Annotated in this window: 24 protein-coding genes and 1 tRNA gene; 12 read left to right on the forward strand and 13 right to left on the reverse strand. The window is 64.1% G+C overall.

All coding sequences use genetic code 11. The annotated features are described in order from the left end of the window. Nucleotides 1-37: 37 nt before the first annotated feature. The 4 genes from AOP79_RS01250 (at nucleotide 38) to AOP79_RS01265 (ending at nucleotide 4,333) form a co-directional block, all read left to right on the forward strand. A complete protein-coding gene (locus tag AOP79_RS01250) occupies nucleotides 38-355 on the forward strand; it encodes an exodeoxyribonuclease VII small subunit (RefSeq protein ID WP_062069677.1) in 318 nt (105 codons plus the stop codon). After that, on the forward strand, nucleotides 352-1,287 hold the full coding sequence (locus tag AOP79_RS01255; RefSeq protein ID WP_062069678.1) for a carbohydrate kinase family protein: 936 nt from the start codon (nucleotides 352-354) through the stop codon (nucleotides 1,285-1,287). Before AOP79_RS01250 ends, AOP79_RS01255 begins: the two co-directional genes overlap by 4 nt. Nucleotides 1,288-1,449: 162 nt before the next feature. Beyond that, nucleotides 1,450-2,856, forward strand: coding sequence for a class II fumarate hydratase (locus AOP79_RS01260; protein ID WP_236683195.1), 1,407 nt, complete (start codon nucleotides 1,450-1,452; stop codon nucleotides 2,854-2,856). A 163-nt stretch (nucleotides 2,857-3,019) separates the two neighbouring features. Beyond that, nucleotides 3,020-4,333: an NAD(P)/FAD-dependent oxidoreductase gene (locus AOP79_RS01265; protein ID WP_062069681.1), complete on the forward strand. Its 1,314-nt coding sequence runs from the start codon at nucleotides 3,020-3,022 to the stop codon at nucleotides 4,331-4,333. A 303-nt stretch (nucleotides 4,334-4,636) separates the two neighbouring features. On the opposite strand, the gene AOP79_RS11660 is transcribed toward AOP79_RS01265, so the two are convergent. From AOP79_RS11660 to AOP79_RS12105, 3 genes are all read right to left on the reverse strand, one after another. After that, nucleotides 4,637-5,122 (reverse strand): hypothetical protein, encoded by a 486-nt coding sequence (locus tag AOP79_RS11660; RefSeq protein ID WP_152647952.1) that lies wholly within the window; start codon nucleotides 5,120-5,122, stop codon nucleotides 4,637-4,639. A gap of 123 nt (nucleotides 5,123-5,245) precedes the next feature. Then, a complete protein-coding gene (locus AOP79_RS01275) occupies nucleotides 5,246-5,512 on the reverse strand; it encodes a metal-sensitive transcriptional regulator (RefSeq protein ID WP_062069685.1) in 267 nt (88 codons plus the stop codon). Nucleotide 5,513: 1 nt separating this feature from the next. After that, entirely contained in the window at nucleotides 5,514-5,675 is a 162-nt protein-coding gene (locus AOP79_RS12105; protein ID WP_500778231.1) for a DUF8730 family Cys-rich protein, read from the reverse strand. A 102-nt stretch (nucleotides 5,676-5,777) separates the two neighbouring features. Here AOP79_RS12105 and AOP79_RS01280 point away from each other — a divergent pair, with 102 nt between their 5' ends. Further along, complete coding sequence (locus AOP79_RS01280; RefSeq protein ID WP_062069687.1) at nucleotides 5,778-7,409, forward strand: FAD-dependent oxidoreductase; 1,632 nt, start codon at nucleotides 5,778-5,780, stop codon at nucleotides 7,407-7,409. A gap of 108 nt (nucleotides 7,410-7,517) precedes the next feature. On the opposite strand, the gene purE is transcribed toward AOP79_RS01280, so the two are convergent. After that, nucleotides 7,518-8,024 carry a 5-(carboxyamino)imidazole ribonucleotide mutase gene (gene purE, locus AOP79_RS01285; protein ID WP_269078439.1) on the reverse strand — a complete coding sequence of 169 codons (507 nt, stop codon included), beginning with the start codon at nucleotides 8,022-8,024 and terminating at the stop codon, nucleotides 7,518-7,520. Further along, nucleotides 8,021-9,166, reverse strand: coding sequence for a 5-(carboxyamino)imidazole ribonucleotide synthase (locus AOP79_RS01290; protein WP_062069689.1), 1,146 nt, complete (start codon nucleotides 9,164-9,166; stop codon nucleotides 8,021-8,023). The genes purE and AOP79_RS01290 overlap by 4 nt, the downstream gene beginning before the upstream one ends. A 39-nt stretch (nucleotides 9,167-9,205) precedes the next feature. Between AOP79_RS01290 and AOP79_RS01295 the strand changes: the two genes are divergently transcribed. Further along, entirely contained in the window at nucleotides 9,206-9,721 is a 516-nt protein-coding gene (locus tag AOP79_RS01295) for a GtrA family protein (protein WP_062069691.1), read from the forward strand. Here the strand turns inward: AOP79_RS01295 and AOP79_RS01300 are convergent. Next, nucleotides 9,699-11,006: an ATP-binding protein gene (locus AOP79_RS01300; protein WP_062069693.1), complete on the reverse strand. Its 1,308-nt coding sequence runs from the start codon at nucleotides 11,004-11,006 to the stop codon at nucleotides 9,699-9,701. The two genes, AOP79_RS01295 and AOP79_RS01300, sit on opposite strands and share 23 nt — an antisense overlap. Before the next feature lie 9 nt (nucleotides 11,007-11,015). Continuing rightward, complete coding sequence (locus AOP79_RS01305) at nucleotides 11,016-11,693, reverse strand: response regulator transcription factor (RefSeq protein ID WP_062069695.1); 678 nt, start codon at nucleotides 11,691-11,693, stop codon at nucleotides 11,016-11,018. Nucleotides 11,694-11,786: 93 nt separating this feature from the next. Between AOP79_RS01305 and AOP79_RS01310 the strand changes: the two genes are divergently transcribed. Further along, entirely contained in the window at nucleotides 11,787-13,886 is a 2,100-nt protein-coding gene (locus tag AOP79_RS01310; protein ID WP_152647954.1) for a hypothetical protein, read from the forward strand. A 64-nt stretch (nucleotides 13,887-13,950) separates the two neighbouring features. After that, complete coding sequence (locus AOP79_RS01315) at nucleotides 13,951-16,851, forward strand: FHA domain-containing protein (RefSeq protein WP_062069700.1); 2,901 nt, start codon at nucleotides 13,951-13,953, stop codon at nucleotides 16,849-16,851. Here the strand turns inward: AOP79_RS01315 and AOP79_RS01320 are convergent. After that, nucleotides 16,774-17,151 (reverse strand): hypothetical protein, encoded by a 378-nt coding sequence (locus AOP79_RS01320; protein ID WP_062069702.1) that lies wholly within the window; start codon nucleotides 17,149-17,151, stop codon nucleotides 16,774-16,776. The two genes, AOP79_RS01315 and AOP79_RS01320, sit on opposite strands and share 78 nt — an antisense overlap. A gap of 177 nt (nucleotides 17,152-17,328) precedes the next feature. On the opposite strand from AOP79_RS01320, the gene AOP79_RS01325 reads away from it, so the two are divergent. Then, nucleotides 17,329-17,583: a WhiB family transcriptional regulator gene (locus tag AOP79_RS01325; RefSeq protein WP_062069704.1), complete on the forward strand. Its 255-nt coding sequence runs from the start codon at nucleotides 17,329-17,331 to the stop codon at nucleotides 17,581-17,583. Between the two features lie 151 nt (nucleotides 17,584-17,734). On the opposite strand, the gene AOP79_RS01330 is transcribed toward AOP79_RS01325, so the two are convergent. Continuing rightward, on the reverse strand, nucleotides 17,735-19,177 hold the full coding sequence (locus tag AOP79_RS01330; protein WP_062069706.1) for a sensor histidine kinase: 1,443 nt from the start codon (nucleotides 19,175-19,177) through the stop codon (nucleotides 17,735-17,737). Nucleotides 19,178-19,242: 65 nt separating this feature from the next. Between AOP79_RS01330 and AOP79_RS01335 the strand changes: the two genes are divergently transcribed. Genes AOP79_RS01335 through AOP79_RS01345 form a run of 3 tightly spaced genes read left to right on the forward strand, consistent with a single transcriptional unit; the run spans nucleotide 19,243 to nucleotide 20,482 of the window. Then, nucleotides 19,243-19,740: a DUF2505 domain-containing protein gene (locus AOP79_RS01335; protein WP_062069708.1), complete on the forward strand. Its 498-nt coding sequence runs from the start codon at nucleotides 19,243-19,245 to the stop codon at nucleotides 19,738-19,740. Continuing rightward, a complete protein-coding gene (locus AOP79_RS01340; protein ID WP_062069710.1) occupies nucleotides 19,719-20,123 on the forward strand; it encodes a fluoride efflux transporter FluC in 405 nt (134 codons plus the stop codon). Before AOP79_RS01335 ends, AOP79_RS01340 begins: the two co-directional genes overlap by 22 nt. Further along, nucleotides 20,120-20,482, forward strand: coding sequence for a CrcB family protein (locus AOP79_RS01345; protein WP_062069712.1), 363 nt, complete (start codon nucleotides 20,120-20,122; stop codon nucleotides 20,480-20,482). Before AOP79_RS01340 ends, AOP79_RS01345 begins: the two co-directional genes overlap by 4 nt. Before the next feature lie 15 nt (nucleotides 20,483-20,497). On the opposite strand, the gene AOP79_RS01350 is transcribed toward AOP79_RS01345, so the two are convergent. The 4 genes from AOP79_RS01350 to AOP79_RS01365 all read right to left on the reverse strand — a co-directional run bounded on the left by AOP79_RS01350 (nucleotide 20,498) and on the right by AOP79_RS01365 (nucleotide 25,419). Continuing rightward, nucleotides 20,498-20,782: a DUF427 domain-containing protein gene (locus AOP79_RS01350; protein ID WP_062069714.1), complete on the reverse strand. Its 285-nt coding sequence runs from the start codon at nucleotides 20,780-20,782 to the stop codon at nucleotides 20,498-20,500. Between the two features lie 57 nt (nucleotides 20,783-20,839). Then, nucleotides 20,840-22,159: an APC family permease gene (locus AOP79_RS01355; RefSeq protein WP_062069716.1), complete on the reverse strand. Its 1,320-nt coding sequence runs from the start codon at nucleotides 22,157-22,159 to the stop codon at nucleotides 20,840-20,842. Nucleotides 22,160-22,255: 96 nt separating this feature from the next. After that, nucleotides 22,256-22,329, reverse strand: a tRNA-Met gene (locus AOP79_RS01360). 45 nt (nucleotides 22,330-22,374) lie between these two features. Then, nucleotides 22,375-25,419 (reverse strand): UPF0182 family membrane protein, encoded by a 3,045-nt coding sequence (locus AOP79_RS01365; RefSeq protein ID WP_062069718.1) that lies wholly within the window; start codon nucleotides 25,417-25,419, stop codon nucleotides 22,375-22,377. Between the last annotated feature and the right edge of the window lie 19 nt (nucleotides 25,420-25,438).

Genomic DNA, 25,438 nt, shown 5'->3' on the forward strand with positions numbered 1-25,438 from the left:
TGCTCAGCACCAAGCAAAAGGTTGTAGTTTGAGACATATGCCACAGAATTCCGCCGATGTGAATGACCTTGCATACGAAGAGGCCCGCGACGAACTCATCGCCATTGTTGCCAAGCTTGAAGCCGGTGCCGCAAATCTTGATGACTCGGTAGGTCTGTGGGAGCGGGGCGAAGCTCTTGCTGCCCGATGCCAGGAACTCCTTGACGGCGCGAACGCCCGCATTGCTCACGCCCAAGGCAACACCGACGACGCCGATGACAGTGCCGCCGACGAAGGGGATCTGGACATTGCAGATGCCGGCGTGATCGGCATCGTCCCCGCAGATGAACCCGCAGATGAAGAGGACAACGCATGACCGACCACGCACTTGTCATTGGAGAAGCTCTTGTCGATGTCGTCGTGAACCCTGAGGGATCACGCACGTCACACCCGGGCGGCTCCCTCGCGAATGTGGCCCTCGGTCTAGGCAGGCTTGGCAGGCCGGTGTCGCTACTGACACAACTCGCTGATGACGCCCACGGAGCAGCTGTTGCCGCCCACCTGCACGAGTCTCATGTCACCCTCGCACCTGGTTCGATCAGCGCGGAACACACCTCGGTGGCCACAGCAACGTTGGACAGCACAGGCGCGGCGACCTACGAGTTCGACCTCACGTGGGAACTCAATCCCGACGCTGTGGCCGCCGCGACAGCGTCCGACGCCCCTCCCAGCATCGTCCACACCGGATCGATCGCAGCAGTGCTTGAGCCGGGAGCTCACGATGTGGCAGCGATCGTCGAGAAGCTCCGCGACACCGCCACAGTCACCTACGACCCCAACGCACGTCCCACACTGATGGGAGAACCGGCCGATGCCCGGGTCGCCGTGGAACGCATGGTGGCACTAGCCGACGTCGTGAAGGTTTCCGACGAAGATTTGGAGTGGCTCACGCAGCCGGGCGAAAGCATCGAGGACCTCGCGCAGCAGTGGCTGTCCGCGGGGCCTTCCCTCGTCGTGATGACGCGAGGCGGCGACGGAGCAACTGCGTTCACCAACGCTCTGCGCGTCGACGTTCCCGCGGCGCCCGTCACTGTGGCCGACACGGTTGGCGCCGGAGACTCCTTCATGGGAGGGCTCATCGACGGGTTGTGGGACGCGAACCTGCTGGGAGCCGAGCGGCGCGAGGCACTGCGCACCGTTGACGAGCCCGTACTGACGGGAATCCTTCAGCAGTGCATCCGCATCGGCGCCATCACTGTCTCCCGCCCTGGTGCTAACCCGCCCACCCGAGCGGAACTTATCAACTAACCTCGGTTCCCCGCCAAATGGCTCCATTTCGCCGTTTTGAGGGCACAAGACGACGAGAAACAGCCACTCGGCGCGACGGCAACGCAAGGTGGGCGCCTCGCCAAGGCGCCCCAAGCATCGGCCCGTCAAAAGATGCCTCCGCGAGGTGTCAGAATGTTTGCCATGGCTAGCAATGAGGCAACCGAATACCGTATCGAGCACGACACCATGGGTGAAGTTCGCGTACCCGCGAATGCCCTCTACCGCGCACAAACCCAACGCGCCGTCGAGAACTTCCCCATCTCCGGAACCACACTCGAACGCCGCCACATCGAGGCGCTCGCTCGCGTCAAGAAGGCCGCCGCCCGCGCCAATGCTGAACTGGGCGTGCTCGACCAGGGCATCGCCGATGCCATCGTGGCTGCCGCAGACGAAGTCGCCTCCGGCGCACACGACGAGCACTTCCCCGTCGACGTCTTCCAAACCGGCTCCGGTACCAGCTCAAACATGAACACCAACGAGGTGCTCGCCACGCTAGCCACCGCGAAACTCGGTGCCGACGTCCACCCCAACGACCACGTCAACTGCTCGCAGTCCTCCAACGACGTATTCCCCACGTCCGTGCACGTCGCCGCTACGTCACAGCTGGTCAATGACCTCCTCCCCCAACTCGACCGCCTGGCGCAGTCGCTCGAAGCCAAGGCATCAGAGTTCTCCGAGGTCTACAAGTCCGGACGCACGCACCTCATGGATGCGACGCCCGTCACGCTCGGCCAGGAGTTCGGGGGCTATGCAGCTGCCATCCGCTACGGGATTGAGCGCCTCGAGGCTGCTCTCCCCCGTGTCGCCGAGGTTCCTCAGGGCGGCACCGCGGTCGGCACGGGCATCAACACGCCAGCCGGATTCCCCCAGCGCGTCATCGCACTGCTGGCAGAAGACACCGGCCTGCCCATCACCGAGGCACGCAACCACTTCGAGGCACAATCCGCACGCGACGGCCTCGTCGAAGTCTCCGGCGCCCTCAAAACCATCGCCGTGTCGCTCACCAAAATCTGCAACGACCTGCGCTGGATGGGCTCCGGCCCCAACACCGGCCTGGGCGAAATCGCTCTGCCCGACCTCCAGCCCGGCTCGTCAATCATGCCCGGCAAGGTCAACCCCGTCATCCCAGAAGCGACCCTCATGGTGTGTGCCCGCGTCATCGGAAACGACGCGACCGTCGCATGGGCAGGAGCATCCGGAGCATTCGAACTCAACGTCCAGATTCCCGTCATGGCACTCGGTGTCCTGGAATCCATGCGCCTCCTCGGCAACACGTCCCAAGTCCTTGCGGAACGCACAATCGACGGCATCACCGCCAACGTGGACCGCGCGCGACGTCTCGCCGAAGCATCGCCCTCAATCGTGACGCCACTCAACCGTGTCATCGGCTACGAAAACGCCGCCACAATCGCCAAGCACTCCGTCAAAGAAGGGCTCACCGTCCGTGAAGCCACCATTGACTTGGGCTTCGTGGAACGCGGCGAGATCACCGATGAACAGCTCGATGCACTCCTCGACGTCACCACCATGGTCGGCGACAACCGCTAGCCACCTCCACACAGGCTGCGCAGCCTGTTCCATGGGGTAGGAGACGTGCGAGGCGCTGCACGATAGGGTAGAAGCCTTCGCATCGGCGCATTTCCTTGCACACTTCCCACTTCATGGAACAGGGCGCCGCGTTGCGCGGTTGCACCTGTCAGGAGGTTTTCTCATGACAGCAACACGCGTATTGATCCTCGGCGGCGGCTACGTAGGGCTCTACACCGCCCTCACGCTCAAAAAGAAGGCCGGCAACCACGTCGACATCACCCTCGTTGACCGCCGCGCCTACATGACGTACCAGCCGTTCCTCCCCGAAGCCGCAGCCGGATCCATTGAACCCCGCCACGTGGTGGTGCCGCTGCGCAAGGAACTCCAAGGCGTACGAATCATCCAAGGGAAGATCACGGACATCGCTCACGAAGAGCGCCGCGTCCGCGTCGAAACCGACTTTGGAGGCGACCAGGACCTCGAATACGACGAAGTCGTCGTCGCATTGGGCGCCGTCCCCCGCACCCTGCCAATCCCCGGCCTAGCCGAGATGGGCATCGGCTTCAAATGGGTCGAGGAAGCCATCAACCTACGCAACATAGTGCTGGGCCGCATCGCACGCGCCGCGACCACCGACGACCCGCACCTACGCCGCCGCCTCCTGACCTTCGTCTACGTCGGAGGAGGATTCGCCGGCATCGAAGCCTTCGCAGAAACCGAAGACATGGCACGAGCGGCGCTGCGTCACTACCCCGAACTCGCACCATCGGACCTGCGCTTTGTGATGGTCGAAGCAGCCACCCGCATCCTCCCCGAAATGGGTGAAGAAATGGGCGGCTACACCCTCGAAGTGCTACGCAAGCGCGGCATGGAGATCTACCTTGCCACCCGCCTCGAAAGCTGCGTAGACGGACGCATCGAACTCTCCGACGGACAGAAGTTCGACGCCGACACCGTGGTGTGGACCGCAGGAGTCAAGCCCAACCCCATCCTAGGTGCATCCGACCTTCCCACCGGCCCGCGCGGACACGTCAACGCACTCCCCAGCCTCCAAGTCGCAGACGAAGACGGCAACGTCATCCCCGGCGCCTGGGCAGCCGGCGACTGCGCACAGATCCCCGACCTTGCTCAAGGAGAAGGCGCGTGGTGCGCCCCGTCCGCTCAGCACGCAGTACGTCAGGCACGCCTGTTGGGCGCCAACATGGCAGCACAGATTCACGGCCAGGCGGTCAAGGACTACAAGCACAAGCACCTCGGCACCGTGGCATCGCTTGGATTGAACAAGGGCGTCGCTCAAATCATGGGCGTCAAACTCCGTGGATGGCCCGCCTGGTTCATGCACCGGACCTACCACATGAGCCAGATCCCGTCCTTCAACCGCAAGGCTCGCGTGGTCGTGGACTGGACGACGGCACTGTTCTTCCGTCGCGACCTGGTGTCCCTTGGACGCATTCACGAGCCACGGAGGGCATTTAAGGAAGCGGCCGACAGCTAGTCGCATCCCGGGCTCGAGCCCGAGTTGCGGGCTGCGCGGGTGGCGGCGTTGGGCCGGGCCGGGCCGGCGGGTTGCGGCCTGCGGGTTGCGGGCTGTGCGGGTTGCGGGTTGCGGGTTGCGGGTTGCGGGTTGCGGGTTGCGGGTTGCGGCCGACGCTGCGCTCGGTGCTCGTGCACTACGAACCGGCGGGCGCCCCGACATGCCGTACCGGCGCCCCTCTGGGCCGTGGCTAGCGGCGTGTTGCGTCCACCTTTGGTTCAAAGTGTCGGGGAGGCGGAGGCGGAGACGGATGCGCCCAATCCCCTACTGGAGTTGTGCGGCACCGATGAGGTGCGCGACTTCACACCCTGCATAGGCGGCGATGGCGATGTCGTCGAGGGCCGCATCGTCCATCTGCGAAGACTCCATTCGCACCACGGATAGCCCCAGCACAGTGTCAAAGCGGACTTGAACGCTGATGCCGGAGGAGCGTGGTTTCGATGCACGCAACACGCTCACGGTTTGCTCCGCGCTGAGGTCTGTGGCGAACCAGCGCACAGGCCCGGTGGCGAGGACCGGCCCGCGCTCGTCGGCGCCGTCAAACACGACCGTCTCGACGCACGGGTGGTGGTCCGAATGCGCAGGCCACTGAGTCACCACCTGTCGGAACGCGTGGGAGCACATGGAGGCCTCAGGAAAGTCGCCCACGATGACGGTGGAGCCTCCGTGGGTGTCGAGTGACACAGTGAGGTGTGGGATGGCTGCGGCCAGCGCTGCGATATGTCCGAGTGTGGAGACTGGCATTGACATGACGGCTACGTTAGCGACACATCCACCATTTACGCAATACCTTCATTGCGTAATCCTGCCACTAGGTGGAGATATCTCGCTGTTATGGCCACTCAAGACAGCGAAATGGCTCCATTTGGCGAGTTAGGCGAGGGAGAGGAAGGCCTTCTCCAGCCGCGCCAGACTTTCCTCGCGCGCGACCTCGTCAGGTGAATCGAGGCACTCGCGCACTGACGCCGAGATAATCATGAAGCCTGCACGATCCAACGCCTTCGAGACCGCCGCGAGCTGGGTGATCGTTGGCTCACACTCCCGCCCTTCCTCGACCATCCGGATCACGCCATCGAGCTGACCTCGAGCACGCTTGAGGCGGTTCAAAGCTGCCCTCTGAACCTCAACATCGGCCGCCATGTCACTTACCCCGCAGGCGGGAGAAGAAGCCAGATCCGGCAGGCTTCTCGTGGCCTTCGCACCACTGGCCGGCGGGTACACGAGCCTTCACTGAATCGACGTGCTGGCCGCAGCCGGTCCAGGTGGTCTTTCCGCACTGACGACAGGTGATGGGTGAGCACATACTGCTTCTCCTTCTCGAGGTTGCGCGACGGGCATTCCGTCGCCGTGTTGCATTCACGATACCCCCAGGGGTATCCTCGTCGCAACACCAAGGAGGAACTTCATGGCTCACACCACAGTCATCATCGGAGCGGTCGCGGCAGGCATGTCCGCTGCCACGCGCCTGCGCCGCCAAGACGAGAGCGCCCGCATCATCGTCCTCGAAGCAGGCGAGCACGTCTCCTTCGCCAACTGCGGACTCCCCTACTACGCAGGCGGCGTCATCGAAGAACGCGACGCCCTCCTCCTGCAGACTCCCGAGTCACTTCACGCTCGCTTCAACCTCGACGTCCGCACGCACTCGCGCGCCACGGCGATCGACCCGGCAGCCAAGACCGTCACCATCGCCACACCATCCGGCGACCACACTGAGTCATACGACTCACTCATTTTGGCGCCAGGTGCTCGCCCCATCGTCCCTCCCATCCCAGGAGCCGAGCGCGCACTCACCCTTCGTGATGTCGCAGACGTCGACCGCATTGTCGCCGCCATGGCCGATGCCTCAACCGCCGTCGTCATCGGCGCCGGCTTCGTGGGACTCGAGGTGGCAGAAAACCTCGCCCACAAGGGCATCAGCGTCACTGTTATCGAGATGGCCGACCAAGTCCTCAGTGCACTCGACCCCGAACTTTCCATCCGCATTGAGCAACGGCTCGCCGCCAACGGCGTCACCGTTCACACCGGATCACAGGCCACCGCCATCACAGCCGATGCCGTCACGACGGAAGGCCCCAACGGCACCACCGAGGTGCCCGCCGACCTGGTCATCGCTTCTATCGGAGTTCGCCCAGACACCACCCTCGCGGCCGATGCCGGAATCACCTTGGCCGCCAACGGCGGCATCGCGGTCGACGACCGGATGCGCACGTCCGCAAAGGACGTGTATGCCGTCGGCGACGCTGCAGCCAAAGCGGACGCATTCAGCGATGAGCCGACGCTCATCCCTCTCGCCAACCTGGCCAACCGGCACGGCCGACGGGTAGCCGATGCCATCACGGGCCGCGCTATCGCAGCAGGAGGGTCCGTGGGAACCGCCGTCGTCGGCGTCTTTGGCCTCACGGCCGCCGTGACGGGGCGCACCGAGCGGCGCCTCCGCGCCGAGGGACGCGCCTTTCGTGCCCTCCACACGCACCCGCTCAACCATGCTGGCTACTACCCCGGCGCATCGGCCCTTGCCCTGAAGCTGCTCTTCGACCCCGAAACCGATCAAATTCTTGGGGCCCAGGCCGTGGGCGAGGACGGCGCGGACAAACGCATCGATGTGATCGCGACCGCCATGCGCGGTGGACTCAAGGCAGCTGAGCTCGCGGACCTCGAACTTGCTTATGCCCCCGCGTACGGCTCGGCCAAGGACCCCATCAACATGCTGGGATATCTCGCAGAGAACGCGGCGTCCGGGGACAGCCCGACGATCGCCTGGAACGAGATTGACCCCACCGACCTCGTGGTGGATGTGCGTAGCGCCGACGAGCACTCCCGGGGCTACGTTGACCATGGTGGAGATACCGCCCTCATTCCAGTGGACGACCTCCGCGTGCGTCACGGTGAACTCCCGCGCGATCGGCGCATCGTCGTGCACTGCCAGGTAGGCGTGCGCGGACACACCGCGACAAGGTTGCTGCGCCAGTTGGGGTACGACGCCGTCAACCTGGGCGGCGGCTATCTCACCTGGCGAGACGCTCAGCTCGCCCGCTAATGCGAAATGGCTCCATTTCGCTGTCTAGAGCAGTCAAAACAGCGAAATGGAGCCATCTGGCGGGAAAGAGGTCGGGGGTGGGCGGGGGCGCAGAGAGAGGGCGCTCGCCTACTGACGACGCAGCGACTCCCCCTTGGCGTACGCCTGATCACGCAACTCGACCTGGAAGGCGCGCATCTTGTCGCGGATCGCGGCGCCCTCCTCCGTGTCAGCAGAGCCCAAGATACGTGCCGCCAACAGGCCAGCGTTGCGCGCCCCACCCACAGACACCGTGGCGACCGGAACGCCAGCAGGCATCTGCACGATCGACAGCAGTGAGTCCATGCCGTCCAAGTACTTCAGTGGCACCGGCACACCAATCACGGGCAGCGTCGTCACAGATGCCAACATGCCCGGCAGATGTGCAGCACCGCCGGCGCCAGCGATGATCGCCCGCAGACCGCGCTCTTCCGCCTCACGCCCGTAGGCAATCATCTCCTCGGGCATGCGGTGAGCCGAAACCACGTCCTTCTCGAACGCAATCCCAAACTCAGCAACCGCATCGGCCGCTGCCTGCATCACGGGCCAGTCCGAGTCCGACCCCATCACGATGCCAATCTTCACTGCATCCGTCACGACTGCACTCCATCCCGCACCACTGCGGCGGCAGCCACGGCACGATCGTAGGTCTCGGCCCGGTCCGCACCGGAAAGGTTGACGTGTCCCACCTTGCGGCCAGGGCGCACACCCTTGCCATAGAGGTGGATCTTGGCGCTCGCGTCGGTCACGTCACCTAGAGCGGATTCGAGATCCTCGCGGGCACCGCCCAACACATTCGCCATGACGGTCCACGCTGCTGTGGGGCAGGGGTCTCCCAGTGGCAAGTCCAGTACGGCGCGCAGGTGCTGCTCAAACTGGCCCGTGACGGCGCCGTCCATGCTCCAGTGGCCCGAATTGTGCGGGCGCATCGCAAGCTCATTAATCAGAATCGCCCCGTCGACTTCAAACAGCTCGACAGCGAGCGCACCGGTGACATCAAGCTCATCCGCGATGGTGCGTGCGATGCCCTCGGCCTGACGCGCGAGTGTGGGTGACAGGTCGGGAGCGGGTGCGATCACTTCGGAGCACACGCCGTCGCGCTGGATCGACTCCACAGTCACCCAGGTCCGCGTCTCTCCTGAGGGACGGCGCGCGATCTGCACAGCGAGTTCACGTGCGAAGGGCACCTTCTGCTCAAGCAGCAGGCGGGGGCCACCCTTGGCGGCAGCGTCTAGCCACGCCTTGGCATCGGCCGATGCTCGGATGACCTTGACGCCCTTGCCGTCGTAGCCGCCGCGCGCAGTCTTGAGGATGGCCTCGCCGCCGTGGGCGTCGAGGAACGCCTGGACATCGTCCTCGGACTGGGCGATGGCCCAGGCGGGGTTAGGGAGTCCGAGTTCGTCCATGCGCGTGCGCATCTCGATCTTGTCCTGTGCGAAGCGCAGCGCAGCGAGGCCAGGCCGGGCTGGGACTCCGAGCGCCTCGGACGCTTCGAACACTTCGGCAGGGATGTGCTCGTGTTCCCATGTCAGGACAGCGGGGCGTGGGTGGTCGAGGAGACGCTCAATGGCCTCCGGGTCTGTGGGGAGCCCCACAACGGTCTCGTGGGCGGGGGCGGCCGCGGCGGCTTCATCAGATTCGACGAGGACGCGAAGCGTGACGCCCAGAGCGGTGGCCGCTGGCGCCATCATGCGCGCAAGCTGACCGCCGCCGACGACGGCAACAATCGGGGAAGTCATGGCTACAACCTACCGGCGCTACGCTCTTGTCTCGTGACAATGGTGACCAAGGTGCGCGCGCGGCTCAGTGAGCTGTTGCGTTTTGGCGCGGTCGGAATCGCTGGCATCGTCGTGAATCTGGGTGTCTTCAACCTGTTGCGCCTGGGGCCGTTGGCGGCAGATGCCGAGGTGATTGGGGACAGCGACCGCGTTGTCACAGCAAAGATCATCGCTACCGTCGTGTCGATTTTGTTTGCCTGGTGGGCCCATCGCGGATGGACTTTCCGCGGCCCCAAGCGACATACCCCTACGCGCGAACTGTTGTTGTTCCTCGCTGTCAACGGCGCGGCTCTGGTGATCGAGGCTCTTGCCGTTGCTGTGAGCCATCACTGGCTTGGATTCCACTCGCATGTGGCTGACAACGTTGCCTCGCTGGTGGGCATTGGGCTCGGGACCATCGCCAGGTATGTGGGGTACAGCCTGTTTGTCTTCACCTCAGAGGGGAAGGTCGCTGTCGCGCCCGACCTCCCGGCCGATGCTGCACCGAGGAGCGCTACCGGCGACGACGAGGCTTGACCTTACGTCCGTGCGGCACCACGGAGTCAAGGTCCACCATTTGCGGAACGCCCTGGAGGAACACAGCGAAGGCGGCCGGAACACGCTGTGCAAGTTCCAGTCGTCCGCCGTCGGCTGTAACGAGGTCGCGGGCTAGGGCAAGCCCCAGTCCGGTGCCGCGCCCACTGGTCACTTCACGTTCGAAGATCCGCGGGGCGAGTTCCTCGGGGACACCGTCGCCTTCATCGCGCACCTCAATGACGACGGCGTGGCTGGTCCCGGACTCGCGTGCCGACACGCTCGTGGTGCCATCGCCGTGGTGAAGAGAGTTTTCGATCAGTGTCGCCATCACCTGCGCTAGTCCGCCCGGAGTGGCGAACGCCGTCGCATCGGTGTCATGAATCACCAGGCGGCGCCCTGCCGCTTCAAACGCAGCGTCCCACTCTTGATGCTGCTGCTGAAACACTGTCGCGAGCTCGACCGGCTCGGTGCCAGAGCCCAGCGCCTTGCGGGACCGTCCCAGCAGGTCATCCACGACACCCACCAGTCGCTCGACCTGTTCCAGCGACTTCTCCGCCTCTTCACGCACATCGTCCTGGTCGCTGAGAGCGGCAATCTCTTCCAGGCGCATGGTGAGAGCTGTCAATGGCGTACGCAATTGGTGTGAGGCATCCGAAGCGAACTGGCGCTCTGTGGCCAAGCGTGCGGCCATCCGGTCAGCGGACCGCGACAATTCATCGGCCACCTGGTCAATCTCTTCAATGCCTGTGTGCTCAAGTTTGGGTCGCACCTGGCCGGTCCCGAGTTGCTCTGCAGACGCCGCCAGATAGACGAGCGGCGCTGAGAGTCGGTTGGCCTGCCAGATCGCCATTGCGACACCGGCGGCGACAGCCACCATTCCTGCACCAATGACGAGCAAGACAAAGCGCGCTGCGGACCAGAACACGTCCCACCACGGGACATACATGACCACCGCAAGTCCGTCATCGGTGACGTGACTGTCGGAGATCGCTGGTTGAGGCTCCTCACCTGCCGTCATGATTTCGCCGTTGGGAAGGCTGACGTAAATGTAGGAGGGCGCCCCTGCAGCATCGGACACATACGAGTCCAGGACGCTCGGGGTGATGGTCTCGCCAACGGTGTACCGGACGTCGAGCGCCCGGGCAGCAGTGGCCGTCCTCAGATCAAGGTCCCGCAGCGCGTCGGTATGCACCAACTGTGCTGCGGCAATTCCCAAGGGGATACCGAGCAGGATGACCGCGACCGCGAGCGCGGAGACGGTGGCACGGAGAACTCTCCGCCGCATCGGTGGGCCTTACTCGTCGTTCTCGAAGCGGAATCCCATGCCACGCACCGTGGTGATGTAGCGCGGCGACGTAGCGTCGTCGCCGAGCTTGCGGCGCAGCCAGGAGACGTGCATGTCCAGTGTCTTGGAGGGCGCGCTCGGGTCTGCGTCCCACACTTCCCGCATCAGGGTGTCGCGCGACACCACAGAGCCGGCATGTGCCACCAGCAGGTGGAGGAGGTCGAACTCCTTGCTTGAGAGGTGGAGTTCGCGGTCGTCCAAGAACGCACGGTGTGCGGAGACATCGATACGCACGGAGCCAACGGAGAGTTCGCCGCCGCTTTCACCTACGACGCCACGGCGCAAGAGGGCGCGGACGCGCGCCAAAAGTTCCGCGAGGCGGAAAGGCTTGGTGACATAGTCATCCGCACCAGCATCAAGCCCGACCACCAAGTCAACCTCGTCCGCACGAGCGGTGAGCATCAGAATGGGCACGTGAAGGCCCTTGTCGCGGATGCGGCGGGCGACATCGACTCCGTCGATATCAGGCAGGCCCAAGTCGAGGATGACGAGATCAGCATCGTCTGCTGCTCCCACGCCGCCCATACCGGTCCCGTGCCACTCCACGTCATACCCCTCACGACCCAAAGCACGGGTCAAGGGTTCTGAAATGGTCGGGTCATCTTCGACCAAGACAATTCGAGTCATGAGGCAACGATACCCGTGGGCATCGAGTTTGCAACGTTCCGACTCGGGCGGTTGGGGACAGTCGTGTCAACGTCCGGCGATAGGGTGGCGCTCGTGAGGGACAACGACTCGGCTGTGCGCAGTAGTACGGCGATCCGCATCATCAGCGCAGCACCGGAACGAGTGGTGCTGATGACGGTTGCCCTGGCTCTCGCCGCGGGGTTGGCCGTCACCGTTGGGGCCCACTATTGGTGGACGGTTGTTCCCGGCGCAATCGCGCTGACTGCCCTCGGTTGGCGGGCGTGCGCACCGCAACCTGCGACACCTCGTGCGGCGCTGGCGTCCGGAATTGCCTTGATTGGCACTATCGCGTGGACTGTGGTGAACATCGCCATGGCGGCGGAGTACGTCCTTGTGGTGCGTGATCCCGGATTCTTGTCGCTGTCCGGGTTGTGGCTTGTGGACCACGGTTCGACTGACATTCCCGCGGCTGCGGCCATTGACGCATCGGCCGGCACCACCCAAATCGTGCCCGATGCGAACGAGGCGTGGAACCTCAAGGGGGATGTGGTGCAACCCCAGGGGGCAAAGATGCTTCCGGCCACGATCGCTGTCGGCGGGTGGCTTGCTGGCGAGACCGGAGTGCTGGGCGCCAACGCAGTGATCGGTGCGGTAGGAATCCTTGCTGTCTTTGCCCTCGCACGCCAGTTCCTCTCCCCCATGGCTGCCCTCGCGCCAGCCGGCGCCCTCGCTTTGACTGTCTCCCACATCGGCCTGTCCCGCCCCGCCTACACGGAGCCCCTGACGCTGTTGTTGGTGATTGCGGGAATCTTGTGGGCGTGGCGCGGTGTAGCGGAACGTTCGACGAACCTGCTCGTGACCGGTGCCATCGCATCCGGAGCGACGATGCTGGTGCGGGTTGACGGGCCCAGTTACGCCATCGGCGCACTCGCTGGTGTGGGTATCGCGCTCGCGAGTATGGAAGCCGACGCACGCTGGCGGCGCCAAGCCGCACTGACGTTCGCGGCGTGGCAGGCGATCGCAGTGGGCGTGGGGTATCTCTCAGTCGCGGTCTGGTCCACCGAGTACCTTCAACGGCTTGCCGATGAGACGCACGCTCTCCTTGCCGTCTATGCCGTCCTCGTCCTCGCGCTTGCAGTGTGGGCGTGGACCTGGACTGGTGGGCCTGGGCAATGGCTGGCACGGCTCTCTGTCACCTTGGGCCGCACGGGTGCCATGGTGGCCGGTGGGGTGATCGTCGCGGGGCTCCTGGTTCTCGCGTCACGGCCGTTGTGGACCACCGTGCATCGCAGTACAGACAACCCTCGTCATCAGTTCACCAACGGCGTTGTCGAGAGTTTTCAGCAGTCCCAAGGCCTCCCCATTGAGCCGACGCGTACCTATGCCGAATCTACGGTCACGTGGCTGTCGTATTACCTGACGTGGCCCATCGTGATCCTCGCGATACTTGGCCTGGGCTGGGCCACGATGCGGATGATCCGGCGCGACGCACGTTGGGCCGTCTTTGTCGGAGCAATTCTGGCGCCAACCTTGCTGTACTTGTGGCGCCCGTCGATCGTGCCAGACCAGATTTGGGCAATTCGCCGCTTTGAGCCCGCGACACTGCCGGGCTTCATCCTTGCCGCCGCGGCAGCTGGGTGGGCTATCGCCGCCCACCTTCAAGGTGAACGACTGCGCCTCACCGTTCGACGCACCGTGGGAGTCGCCATGCTGGTGCTGCCGCTGTCGACATGGATCAGCATCTCTCCCGGGGCAGAGTTCCCAGTGGGCGGCGCAGTGAATGTGACGACGCGGGAGATGATCGGCGCGCGCGATCAGATTGACGACCTGTGCGCCGTTGCCGATGGACGCCCCATCGCGCTGTTGGGGGACGGCTCACACTTTGGTTCCTTGCGCGTCACCTGCGACGTCCCGGTGGTGCTGGTCTTCAGCACTCCGACGGAATCGCAACTGTCGACCATGGCACAGGGCTTTGGCGAGACGCCGGTGGTGGTGACTCGCAAGTCCGAGAAGGTCACGTGGACAGAAGAACCCACCGTGGCGGTGCAGTCGACCGTCAAGCACTCGGCTTACACCTTGCAAGGAATCCCGCGTTCCATCATCAGCCGCAACTACTCCTGGTACGCCGGAACGGTGAATGCGGACGGTTCCGTGACACCCATCACCACGGGTCACACCGCCACCGCTGACTAGCGGCTATCCACAGATGTAGCACGCAACCCGCGGATGCCACCTCCCTCACGGCACCGTGGCGTCCATGCGCATCACTGATCCTCACGGCACAGACTGGGAACTCCGGCCCGGAACCACAGTCGGTGACATCGCGACGGCCTGGAACCAGCCGATGCTGTGGTGCGGTTCCACTCGGCTCAGCCCGGATCATCGCGCGGGCATGGCGCCGGTCGTCGAAGGCGCGTCCCTCACCACCACACCTGGTGACCTGACCCACACTCCAAGCGGTCCGTATGTGTACGTCGACCGCGGCCCCGACGCCGGTGCGATGGCGTCGTTGGCGACACCCATCACCGTTGGCGCGTCCACCGATGCCGACCTTTCGATGGATGACCCCACCATGTCGCATGTCCACGCACGCATCGACTCCGGCCAGCGGGTGCGTGTCACAGACCTGCGCTCCACCAACGGAATCGGGACGCGCCTGGCAAGCAAGAAGTGGTGGGCACCGGGCGAGCATCTGGTTTTGGGCCTGTCGCATCTTCGCCTGGGTGGGCTGGAGGTGCCCGACCCGGATAGCGCCCAGGGCTTCTCCATGCCGTGGCCAAGCCTGATCGGTGGAGTAGTGAGTGGCGCAATGATTGCCGTGCTGACCGGACGCTGGTATCTGGCCCTTGTTGGTGTGGCATTCCCGCTGATCATGATCACCACCCAAGTCGTTCGACGCCGCCGGCACCGTCCCGCTCCACATCAACCACTGCCGTCCGGCCCGCTCGCGGTCCGAGGCGAGGAACCCTGGACCAGCGGATACCTCAGAGCCATCATGATTGACCGCCAAACACGGCTCGCGCAGTGGGATGAGCAGTGGACCCGCTGGCTCCCTCATGAGGCACCGCGGGACAGCATTGCTGTGGTTTCGCCGGGCGTTGAGGCACCCTCATGGTGCACGACCGTGGTCGACGTGAGCGCGACCTCCACCACGGAACATTCCCCTTCAGGCACCACAGAAGGCCCACCCATGCATGTCAGCGCCACACGAGCCGATGCCGCGGCACGGCGCATTGCCGCGATGCACTCGGGCGACGACGACCTTCCCGCCTGCGTGCGCTGGGCTGATCTCACCGACCTCGGGATAGCTTCACGCCAGGGCCATGGCCAGCGTTCCATGATGGCGACCGTCGGGGTCGCTGCCGGTGGCCCGCTCACTCTTGACCTCGATCACCACGGGCCACACCTGCTCGTGGCAGGGACCACGGGTGCTGGCAAGTCCGTGTTCCTCGAGACACTGGTCACCGCACTGGCAACAGCACACGGCCCCGCGGACCTTGCTTTGGCCATCATGGACTTCAAAGGCGGCGCAGGGCTTGGTCCATGCCTCGAACTGCCCCACGTCGCGGCCACAGTAACGGACCTCGATCCCGAACAAGCGCGCCGTGCACTGGCAGGCCTGGCCTACGAGGTGACAGTGCGCAAGCAAGCGCTCGCGGCCGCAGGCATGGCGTCCATTGCACAGTGGGAAGAGACAGGCGGTGCACCCGCGCGCCTCGTGGTCGTGATCGACGAATACCAAGAGATCTCACTGCGCATGCGTGACTTCATCCCCGAGCTCGCCCGCATCGCGGCGCAAGGGCGCTCTCTAGGCCTACACCTGGTGTTGGCGACTCAACGCCCTTCCGGCGCCGTCACGCCCGAGGTCCGCGCCAACATCGGCTCGACCATCGCGCTGCGGGTCGCTAGCGAGAATGAGTCACGCGACCTGCTCGGAACGGCCGACGCCGCGCTGATCCCGCGCACCTCACCGGGCCGAGCAATCCTGTCCGGACCCGATGGTCCCGTCTCATTCCAGACCGCGAGCCCCGACGCAGTCCCCTCACCCCCGATGTATCCCGCTGACTCCCCTCCACCCTCCGGCGCACCGCTCGCTGCCACCGCCGCCCAACGTTGGCGGGCTCACACGAGCGCCACGCCGCTATGGTGCCCGCCACTGCCAGACACGTTCACACCCACGCCAAGCGACCACATCATCGTGGGAGTCGCCGATGACCCCGACGTCCGGGCCCAACACACCATCGCCTGGGACCCAGCCGCAGGCCCGTTCATCGCACTTGGGCCCTCACGGTCAGGGCGCACCAGCGTATTGAACTCCATCAGCGCACAAAGCCGCCGCGCGGGACTCACCTCCGTGTGGTTACCCACATCTCCGCGCGAGGCGGCCCGCACCATCGCACGCGCCTCAAGTCGACCCGACGTGCTGTTGCTCATCGACGACGCGGACAGAGCACTCGCGACGCTCCAGACGGTCGACGACGGCGCCGCGTCCGAAGCCCTGATGGCACGCACCTCACTGGGCTTGCCCACCGCTATGGCGGCCTCACCGTCACTGCCGGCGCGCATCGGCACACGCGCGGCCACCACCGTGCTCTACGACGGCATCGACACCCACCAAGGAGCGCTCTGGGGCGTCCCGCGCGAAAGCCCCACGAGCAGCGAACGCCGCGGACGCGGATGGATCAAAACGACCCACGGAATGTGGCGAGGGCAAAGCGCCTACTCTCCCGAGCGCACCCACAGTGCTCTCGTCACTCCGCTTCCCACCACCGTCACCTCCCCCACCTGGGGCATCGGCGGAGACGATGCCCAACCTGTCGCGGCCCCCACCCACGCCACCGTCGTAGGCCCCGACACACCGTGGCGCGCGGCAGTTGTCGCGTCACTCGACGGCACGGCCACCACCACAGAAGTAGCGACGCTGGCGCCCGCAGGAAAACCCATCATCCTCGCCCACCCCAGGGCACGCGATGTTCGCACCCTGACCAGGGCAGACCCCCTAGGTCATGTCGATCACTCGGAGGTCCCTGGACGAGTCGTCGTCATCACCCACGGCACAGCACAAGCAGTGCAGCTCAGCTCACTCGTCGGGCAAGTCCCCCATGGCGTCAATCACCACAGCGGCCAACGCGAGAAGGCCCACCACGATCGCAGATGACGCAATGATGGGGGCCTGGGTGATCATCAAAGCTGCTGAGGCAACCTGCAGGATCTGCCACATGATGGCGTAGGAGCGCCCCCAGCGTTGCTGACGTTGAATCGCACGTGCGGCCATCGCCAAAGCGATAGCGAAAATGCCCAACGTGGCAGCCACAGCAAGCGCGAGATCACCCCCACCGGTGACGCCTTCGGCAACGTTGACCCCGGCAAACAGCAGCAGAGCAAGCGACTCAATGACCACGAGTGTCAGGGCAACGGGACGCGCGCTCGCGGACACAAAAGAGGGGATCTTGTCCATGCCGTCCAAAGTACCGGCCCCCGATTGTGATTGATCACACATCGTTCACCTCTTGTCAACGTGACAGAACAGTGAGAACCTAGATCTAGTGACATTCGCAATGGCTGCGGCACAGTCTCCCTCCATCACAAATTTGGTTGACTTAGCCGCGCCTCCCCATTACCCCTGGAGGATCTCATGGACTGGCGCAACACCGCAGCCTGCCTAGATGTTGACGACCCCGAACTCTTCTTCCCCGTGGGAAACACGGGGCCTGCGCTAGTGCAGATCGAAAAGGCTAAGGCCGTGTGTGGCACGTGCGAGGTGCGCGAGGTCTGCCTCAAGTGGGCCATGGAACACAACCAGGATTCTGGTGTGTGGGGCGGTCTGTCCGAGGACGAGCGCCGCTCGCTGAAGCGTCGCGCAGCACGCGCACGTCGCGCAGCCAAGTAGTTTTCCACAGCCTTCACGGCTGAACACAGAGGGCCGGTACCGCAAATGCGGTACCGGCCCTCTTGTGCGTGCACGCCCTTCGGCGGACTATCAGCCCGCTTCCCCGACACCCTGCCCAATGCGCGCGGAGCGTGACCGGAAGTGTCCAGCCCTACTCGCCCACCTGGACCTCGAGATCGACCGCTGACCCAGTGTCGGTGACGCTCCAGTTGATCTTGCCGCTGAGCTCGTTCTCCACCAACGTGCGAACAATCGACGAGCCCAAGCCAGACGGCTCTGTTTCGAGACCCACACCGTCGTCTTCAATCCTGATCTTCAGATGCTCCCGATCACGTTCGGCCGTCACCGTGATGGTGCCCAAGTCCCGGTTCACAAAGCCATGCTCCACGGCGTTTGTCACGAGCTCGGTGATGATGAGCGCCAGCGACGAAGCGTACTGCGCGGGAATCAACCCAAAGTCGCCCTCACGCACAATCTTGACCTGCACCCCTGGAGACGCGATTTCTGCGGCCATACGCATCGACCGTGCTGCGAGGTCATCAAAATTCACCAGCTCGTCCAACGTGCCAGACAGGGTTTCGTGAACCAGCGCAATTGTGGAGACACGACGCATCGCCTCAGCCAGCGCCTCCTTCGCTTCCGGCGCCTCCACTCGGCGCGACTGCAATCGCAGCAAGGCGGCCACCGTCTGCAGGTTGTTCTTCACGCGGTGGTGGATCTCACGAATGGTCGCGTCCTTGGTGATGAGTTCGCGTTCACGGCGACGTAGATCCGACACGTCGCGGCAGAGCAGTACGGCACCCACGCGGTCCCCGTTTTCAGTGACCGGGATTGCCCGCAGCGACAGCGCCGCATTATTGGCCTCGAGGTCGGTGCGCCAGGCGGCGCGTCCCATGACGACCATCGCAAGCGTCTCGTCGATGTGCCCTTTGTTGTGCACCAGTTCGCTGGTCACGCGCGGCAGCGACCTGTTCATAAGCGAGCCGGTCACACCGAGGCGGTGGAAACAGGACAGTGCATTGGGGCTCGCATAGGTCACGTGTCCGGCGGCGTCGAGGCGCAGTACCCCGTCCCCCACACGTGGCGCACCGCGGCGCGGGCCGGTGATGGATGTCGCCACGGGGAACTCGCCGCGAGTAATCATGTGCAGCAGGTCGTCAGCGGCGCCCTTGTAGTTCAGTTCTAGACGGCTCGAGGAACGTGACACCGCTTGTGACACTTCGCGCGTGAGAACAGCAATCGGTTTACCGTCCATGACCACTGGCAAGGCATCTTCCCGGACGGCGTAGGTCTCGTCCCACCGAGGCTCGCGCGACGCGGTGATCCCGCCCTCATCGAGAGCCCGCTGCAGGTGAGCGATGCGGCCGGACGCGGCCATCGTCCCCACCACATCGTCCTGGTGAACAGTGGGGCCGGTCGATGGACGGCACTGAGCGATGGCGGCAAAGCCGTCGTCAACTGCGCGCCACAACACGAGGTCGGCGAACGAAAGGTCCGCAATGATCTGCCAGTCGGAGGTCAGTAATGCGAGCCATTCGGCCTCCGCATCCGTCACGGCACCGAAGTTCTCTGCTGTCTCTCTCAACGTGGCCACTGCTCTAGCCTAATTGCCAGGATGCCTCGGGGTAGCCTGGTTTCACCATCATCAAGGGGACTGCCATGAAATTCACGCATTCGCATCGCTTCGATGCGGACGTCGCTGCGGTTATTGCGATGCTTGCCGACGCCGAGTTCGTGCAACGTCGCGGCCGTTCGGCCTCGAGCGCACAAGGTGAAGCGCTCCTCAGCGGAACGGTTGAGGACGGCTTTGCTGTGTCTGTGCGACGCGCCGTCCCGTCATCGTCGATTCCTGCGGAGTTCCGCGGCATGGTGGGCTCTGACGTGACCGTGCGCTACACCGAGGTGTGGCTCGCGAGCGATGACGCAGTCCGAACTGGCACGTTCTCCGTCGAGATTGTGGGAGCGCCCGGACATGCCAAGGGCACCCTCGAACTCACACCTGACGACGAGGGTTCAGTACTGACCCTCGACGGCACCGTTGACGTGAAGATCCCTCTCGTCGGATCCATGATCGAGAAGCAACTGGTCAAGGCAGTCTCGTCCAACCTCGAAGATGAATTCGCGATGGCGGACGAATGGCTCTCCGAGCACAAGTAATCCGCCACCCCATCGTCCTGGTTTTTCTGGGAGGAACCATCGGCGGCGCGGCCCGTATCGCCATCGACGTGTGGGTGGGCGGCAGTGGATCCCTCCCCTGGGACCTGCTCGCCATCAACGTCATTGGCTCCCTGGTGCTGGGCGCCGTCACTGGCTGGGCACTCGTCATGGGGCGCCGCTGGTGGCTTCCCCTCGTGGGGCCCGGCATGCTCGGCGGGTTCACAACGTTCTCATCGATCGCGGCGCTGTCGTACACCGCTGAGTTGAGCGCACTGTGGGCCGGCGTCACCCTTGCAGTCACGATGGTTGCGGCGGTCCTCGCTGCAGCACTCGGCTGGCGCTGGGGCGTGAAACGGGCCGATGCCGTGGAGGCGCGCCTATGAGTCTCGCCTTGTACGTTGCAGCGGCCCTGGGGTGTGGCCTGGGTGCGGTCGGTCGCTATGCGCTGGGGCGGATTGACTTCCGTATGGATTTTCCCTGGCACACCGTCATTGCTAACGCTGTGGCTGCGGCGTTGGTGGGCGCCGTGGCGGCTGTTGGGCCGGCTCACCCCGGGTGGATGTTGGTCCTCGGGGCTGGTGTCGGGGGCGGGCTTTCCACGTTCTCATCGCTCGCAGTCGATGCCGTGACTCTCTGGAATGAGGGGCGGCGTGCGCGTGCGGGCATGTACCTCGCGGTGACCTGGGGAGGTGGCCTCATCGCAGCGTGGGCTGGATGGGCCATTGCCTCCGCGCTGAGTTAAGAGTCGACCCCTAAGTTAAGAGTCGACGACGTCAACGCCTCGCCAGAAGGCGACGTGGTCACGGATGTTCTCTGCGCGAACCTTGGGTTCGCGGTAGATCCACACTGCGTCGGGGTTTGTCTCACCATCGACCACGATGTCCCAGTAGGTGGCCTCGCCCTTCCACGGGCAGCGCGACACCATGTCAGATTCGCGGAGCAACTCGGTGTTGACGGATTCGAGCGGGAAGTAGTGGTTGCCTTCCACAACGACGGTGTCGTCGGATTCGGCAATCACGGTGCCATTCCATAGTGCCTTCATGAGCGTCTCCATTCCTTGCGGCACTCGCGTGCCAGCGTTGACTCGGGTAACGCTGGACTAGCGCGGTGCATTCCGTCCCTTACGTATGGCGGCTGCGACCAGTGGCCATCCGACGACGATCACCAGTAACGCCACGGTGGGCCACACCGACGCGGCCGAGCTCTGGACAGCCACCACAGCGAGCAGGGCCGATGCTGCAAGGCCCACGATCGACACCGCCACAGGGACGCGTAGGGCCGCCGTACGCCCACCTCGCTGTTGACTCACGGCTGCGATGTTCGCTACGGCGTAGTACGTCAACACGCTGGCAGCAGAGACGAGAATCAGCGACACTCCTTGAGTCCACACCAACGCGATCGCCACTAACGCAATGGCGCCCTCTGCACGCCATGGGGCGCCGCTTGTGCCCTGGTGGGCAAGCCTTGCCGGGAGGTCTCCTTCACGTGCCATTGCCATCGCGGTCCGCCCTGCGCCCGCCATGACGGCTAGGAGGGCCCCACCGATGCTGAGCGCGGCAGCTACGGTGATGATCCACACCGGCATGCCCACGGCCGCTGCCAACGCGTCGAGCGGTGCCGCTGCGAAGTCCTCGTCCACGGTGATGGCGCCATCGGTATCGATGAGGAACGGTGCTCCGAAGTGGCGGTGCAAAGCGAACGCAACGCCAAGGTAGACCACCACGACGATGGCGAGCGCTGTCACGATTGCACGAGGAATGTTGCGTGCGGGTTCACGAACCTCTTCCCCCAATGTCGCGATGCGCGCGTAGCCCGCGAACGCAAAGAACGTCGCGGCCACGGCCACCAGGAACGGCGGCCCTCCGGCATCGGCCGCTCCGGCACTGTCATCGAGCAGAGCAACACTGGGAGCCCAGGAGACGGTGGGGTCGCTAGCAACCGTGGCCATCACCACCAAGGCCACGAGCGCCGTCACCACCACGATCGCAATTACAGTGGCACCGGCAGCAGTGCGAGTGATACCGCGCGAGTTCAACGCCCACGCAAGGACGATTGCCGCAGTGGCGATGCCCGCTGCATTCCCGGGGAGCACGTATGCGCCCAGAACTCCGGCACCCACGGCAACTGACACAGTCTTGCCCCCCACGAACGCGGCACCCGCGATATGGCCCGCGATAGGGCCTAGCTCTGCTCGCCCATACGAGTACGCTCCCCCAGCAACCGGGTAGCGGGAAGCCAACTGCGCAGTGGACAGGGCGTTGGCGAGAGCGACAAGGGCCGCGACAACAATCGCCAACCAATACCAGCGGCCTACCGCGAGGACATCGACCCACAGGTCGGAGAAAACTCCGGCCCCGATCATGGATCCCACGCCGATGCCGATGGCCGCCAGAAGCGAGATGCGTCGCTGAGAGGTCACGGCGCAAGCCTAGGGCGCGAGTGGCCCGGCGCCAAGGAATGCCCCCAGACATGACGAAACCCCCCGGTCCAAGGACCAGGGGGTTTGTCTATCTCGTAGCGGGGACAGGATTTGAACCTGCGACCTCCGGGTTATGAGCCCGGCGAGCTACCGAACTGCTCCACCCCGCGTCGGTAGATGCAACTCTATCCGACGCGGGGCAGATGACCAAATCGCTACTCGCTTGCCGTCGCTGACGGGGATGGCTCGGCAGCAGCCTCATCCTCGTAGTTGATGCCCTGGAGTTCAGCAATGCGGTCGTCAGCCGCGACTGCCTCATCGAGGGCGATGGCCAGCGCATCTTGTGCTTCGCCATAGGCAGCGAAGTCACCCGCTGCGAGAGCAGCTTCACTGTCAGCGATGGCCTGCTGAGCGTCAAGCAACGCGTTGTGCAGGTCGAGTTGCGCCTGCTCGAGGTCCGCGTTGCTGACATCCGTTCCCGTGTCGGTATCAGTGTCGGTGCCGGTGTCGCCGTCCGTGGTGTCTTCACCTTCAACATCGGCTTCATCGACCACTTCACCTTCATCGGTGATGGTTTCCGTCTCATCGGGCAGCTCGGGGGCCGCACCTTCACCGAAGACCTGGTCAAGTGCTTCCTGGAGGGTGTCGGCGAAGCCCACCTCGTCACCGAAGGACACAAAGACCTTTCGGAGGAGCGGAATCTGCGTACCTTCAGATGCCTGCACGTACACGGGCTGCACGTACAGCAGTCCGCCACCGACAGGCAGGGTCAGGAGGTTTCCGTTGATGACGTCTGTCTCTCCCTGACGCAGCAAGTTCAGCGTTGTCTGTGCATCAGAGTTCGAGTTGAAGTCGTTCTGCACCTGACCTGGTCCCGGAATCGTGGTGTCACGCGGCAACTCGAGGAGTCGCAACGTTCCATAGTCATCAGCGACTTCACCATCCGCATCACCTGTTTCGGAGTCCACCGCAAGGTAGCCGGTCAGGATGTTGCGGTCGGTGTTACCACCGGGGATGTAGGTCGTGTACAGCGAGAACGACGGATCGTTCTGGCCGGGCATCTGCAGCGTCAGGTAGTACGGGGGCTGCAAGACCGATTCGCCCACAGTGGGGTCGTTCGGCGTGGCCCACTGGTCCTGGCCGGAGTAGAAGGCCGATGCGTCGGTCACGTGGTAGCGCTGCAGTTGAGCACGCTGCACCTGGAAGTACTCCTCCGGGTAGCGCAGGTGGCTCATCAGGTCGCCGGTGATCTCCGACATCGGCTCGAGTGCCGCCGGGAACACGTTGTTCCACGTCTGCAAGATGGGGTCGTTCTCATCCCAGGCATACAGCGTGACGGAACCGTCATATGCGTCGACGGTTGCCTTCACCGAGTTCGCCATGTAGTTGAGCTGCGATGGGAGGTTGTTGATTCCCGAGCTTGCGAACAACGAGGACGAATCCACTGGGGCCGAGTACGGGTAGCGATCGGTGGTGGTGTATCCGTCAACAATCCAGACCACGCGACCATCAACCACGGCCGGGTAGACCTTGGAGTCCAGTTCGAGATACGGAGCGACCTTGCCGACGCGGTCGAGGGGATCACGGTGATACATGATCTGCGATTCCTCGGTCACACGGTCGGAGAACAAGATCTGCTCTTCGCCGAACTTGATGGCGTACATCAGCTTCTCGAAGAAGTTGCCGATGCTCGGTCCGCCTTCGCCGTCATAGGTGGTGTTCACCTGGCCGGTGGCAGCGTCATCGTCCGGGTAGTCAAGCTCCCACGGCTCAGTGCCTTCCGGCGCGCCCACAATCGAGTAGTCAGGCAAGGTCTCACCGAAGTACACGCGAGGCTCGTCCAGATTAAGTTCACCGACCGAGGGGATACCGCCCTCGAAGAACGACGGCTGGCCATCCTTCGTGGTGCGGTTGCCATACGCGGCAGCGACTCCGAAGCCGTGGGTGTACACGGTGTGGTCATTCACCCAGGTGCGGTTCTCGTCAGACAAGCCATCGAGGTCGAGTTCACGAACCGCGATCACGGTGTCCTGGATCTCGCCGTCGATGTTGTAGCGGTCAACTGCCAACTCGTCTGGGAAGTTGTAGTACTGCTTGTTCTGCTGCAACTGACGGAACGCCGGAGAAACGATGTTCGGGTCAAGCAAGCGAATCTGAGCGGTGGTGTCGGCGTCAGACCGCAGAGCTTCAGCATCGGCTTCCGTGGCCGCGGCATACGGAGTGGTCTCCACCTCGTCGATGCCGTACGCGGCGAGCGTTGCGTCAATGTTGCGCTGGATGTACTCGCTTTCGAGTTCCTGGGCATTGGGCTCGACCTGGAAGTTCTGCACAATGGCCGGGTAGACCCCGCCAATCACCACAGCGGAGAGCACCATCAGCGCCACACCCGTGGTGGGGATACGCCAGTCGCCCCTCCAGATGACAGCCAGGAACAGCAGCGCCACCAGGATGGCGATGCCCACCAAAATCATGCGGGCTGGCAGGACCGCGTGAATGTCGGTGTAGCCAGCGCCATAGAAACGGTCGCCCTGCGAGTTCAGCAGTGCATACCGGTCCAGCCAGTAGTTCATCGCCAGACCCAGCATCACCAATGCGCCGGACACCGCGAGCTGAATACGAGCGCTTCCGGATGCCACGAAGGCGCGGCCGCCGCCAGCAATACCCCCGTAGACCAACTGGACAAATGCAGCAAGCAGCGTGCACAGGATCGTGAGCACAAGCCAGAATCCCACGAGGGACTGCAGCACAGGCAGAGTAAAGACGTAGAAGCCGACGTCGAGACCAAACTCAGGGTCGACGACGCCAAAGGGCTCGCGGTTCCACCAGGCGAGGTACTGCTCCCACTGGCTCGACATCGAGAAGCCGGCGATGACGCCGACAAACGTGGGCAGTGCCCACATGATGCCGCGCTCGAGTGGCTGCACCTGTTCGCGCAGTGAGCTGGCGGCAGTCTGGCGGCCACCCACTGCGGGGCGCGCGCGCTTCGCGAGCCACAACGACAGCCAGACGGCACCTGCGGCAATCAGTCCGAAGACCACAAACGTGATGGCGCGCACCACCCACTGGATCCAGAACACGGACTCGAAGCCCAACTGCTGGTACCACGCCACTTCAGTCCAGACCTGAGCAAAGATCACGGTCAGCAACATGAAGATTCCGACTGCCACCAGGGCAACCAGAAGAGGTGAACGGCGGCGTGGTGGTTCTGCCGCGGGCCGGGAGGGCCGGGGTCGGTCGGCGAATCTATCGTCGAAGGTCACGGATGAAGTCCTTTGGTAT

Origin of the sequence: Demequina sediminicola, assembly GCF_000975055.1 — a bacterium.
In the GTDB taxonomy this organism is placed as follows: Bacteria; Actinomycetota; Actinomycetes; order Actinomycetales; family Demequinaceae; genus Demequina; species Demequina sediminicola.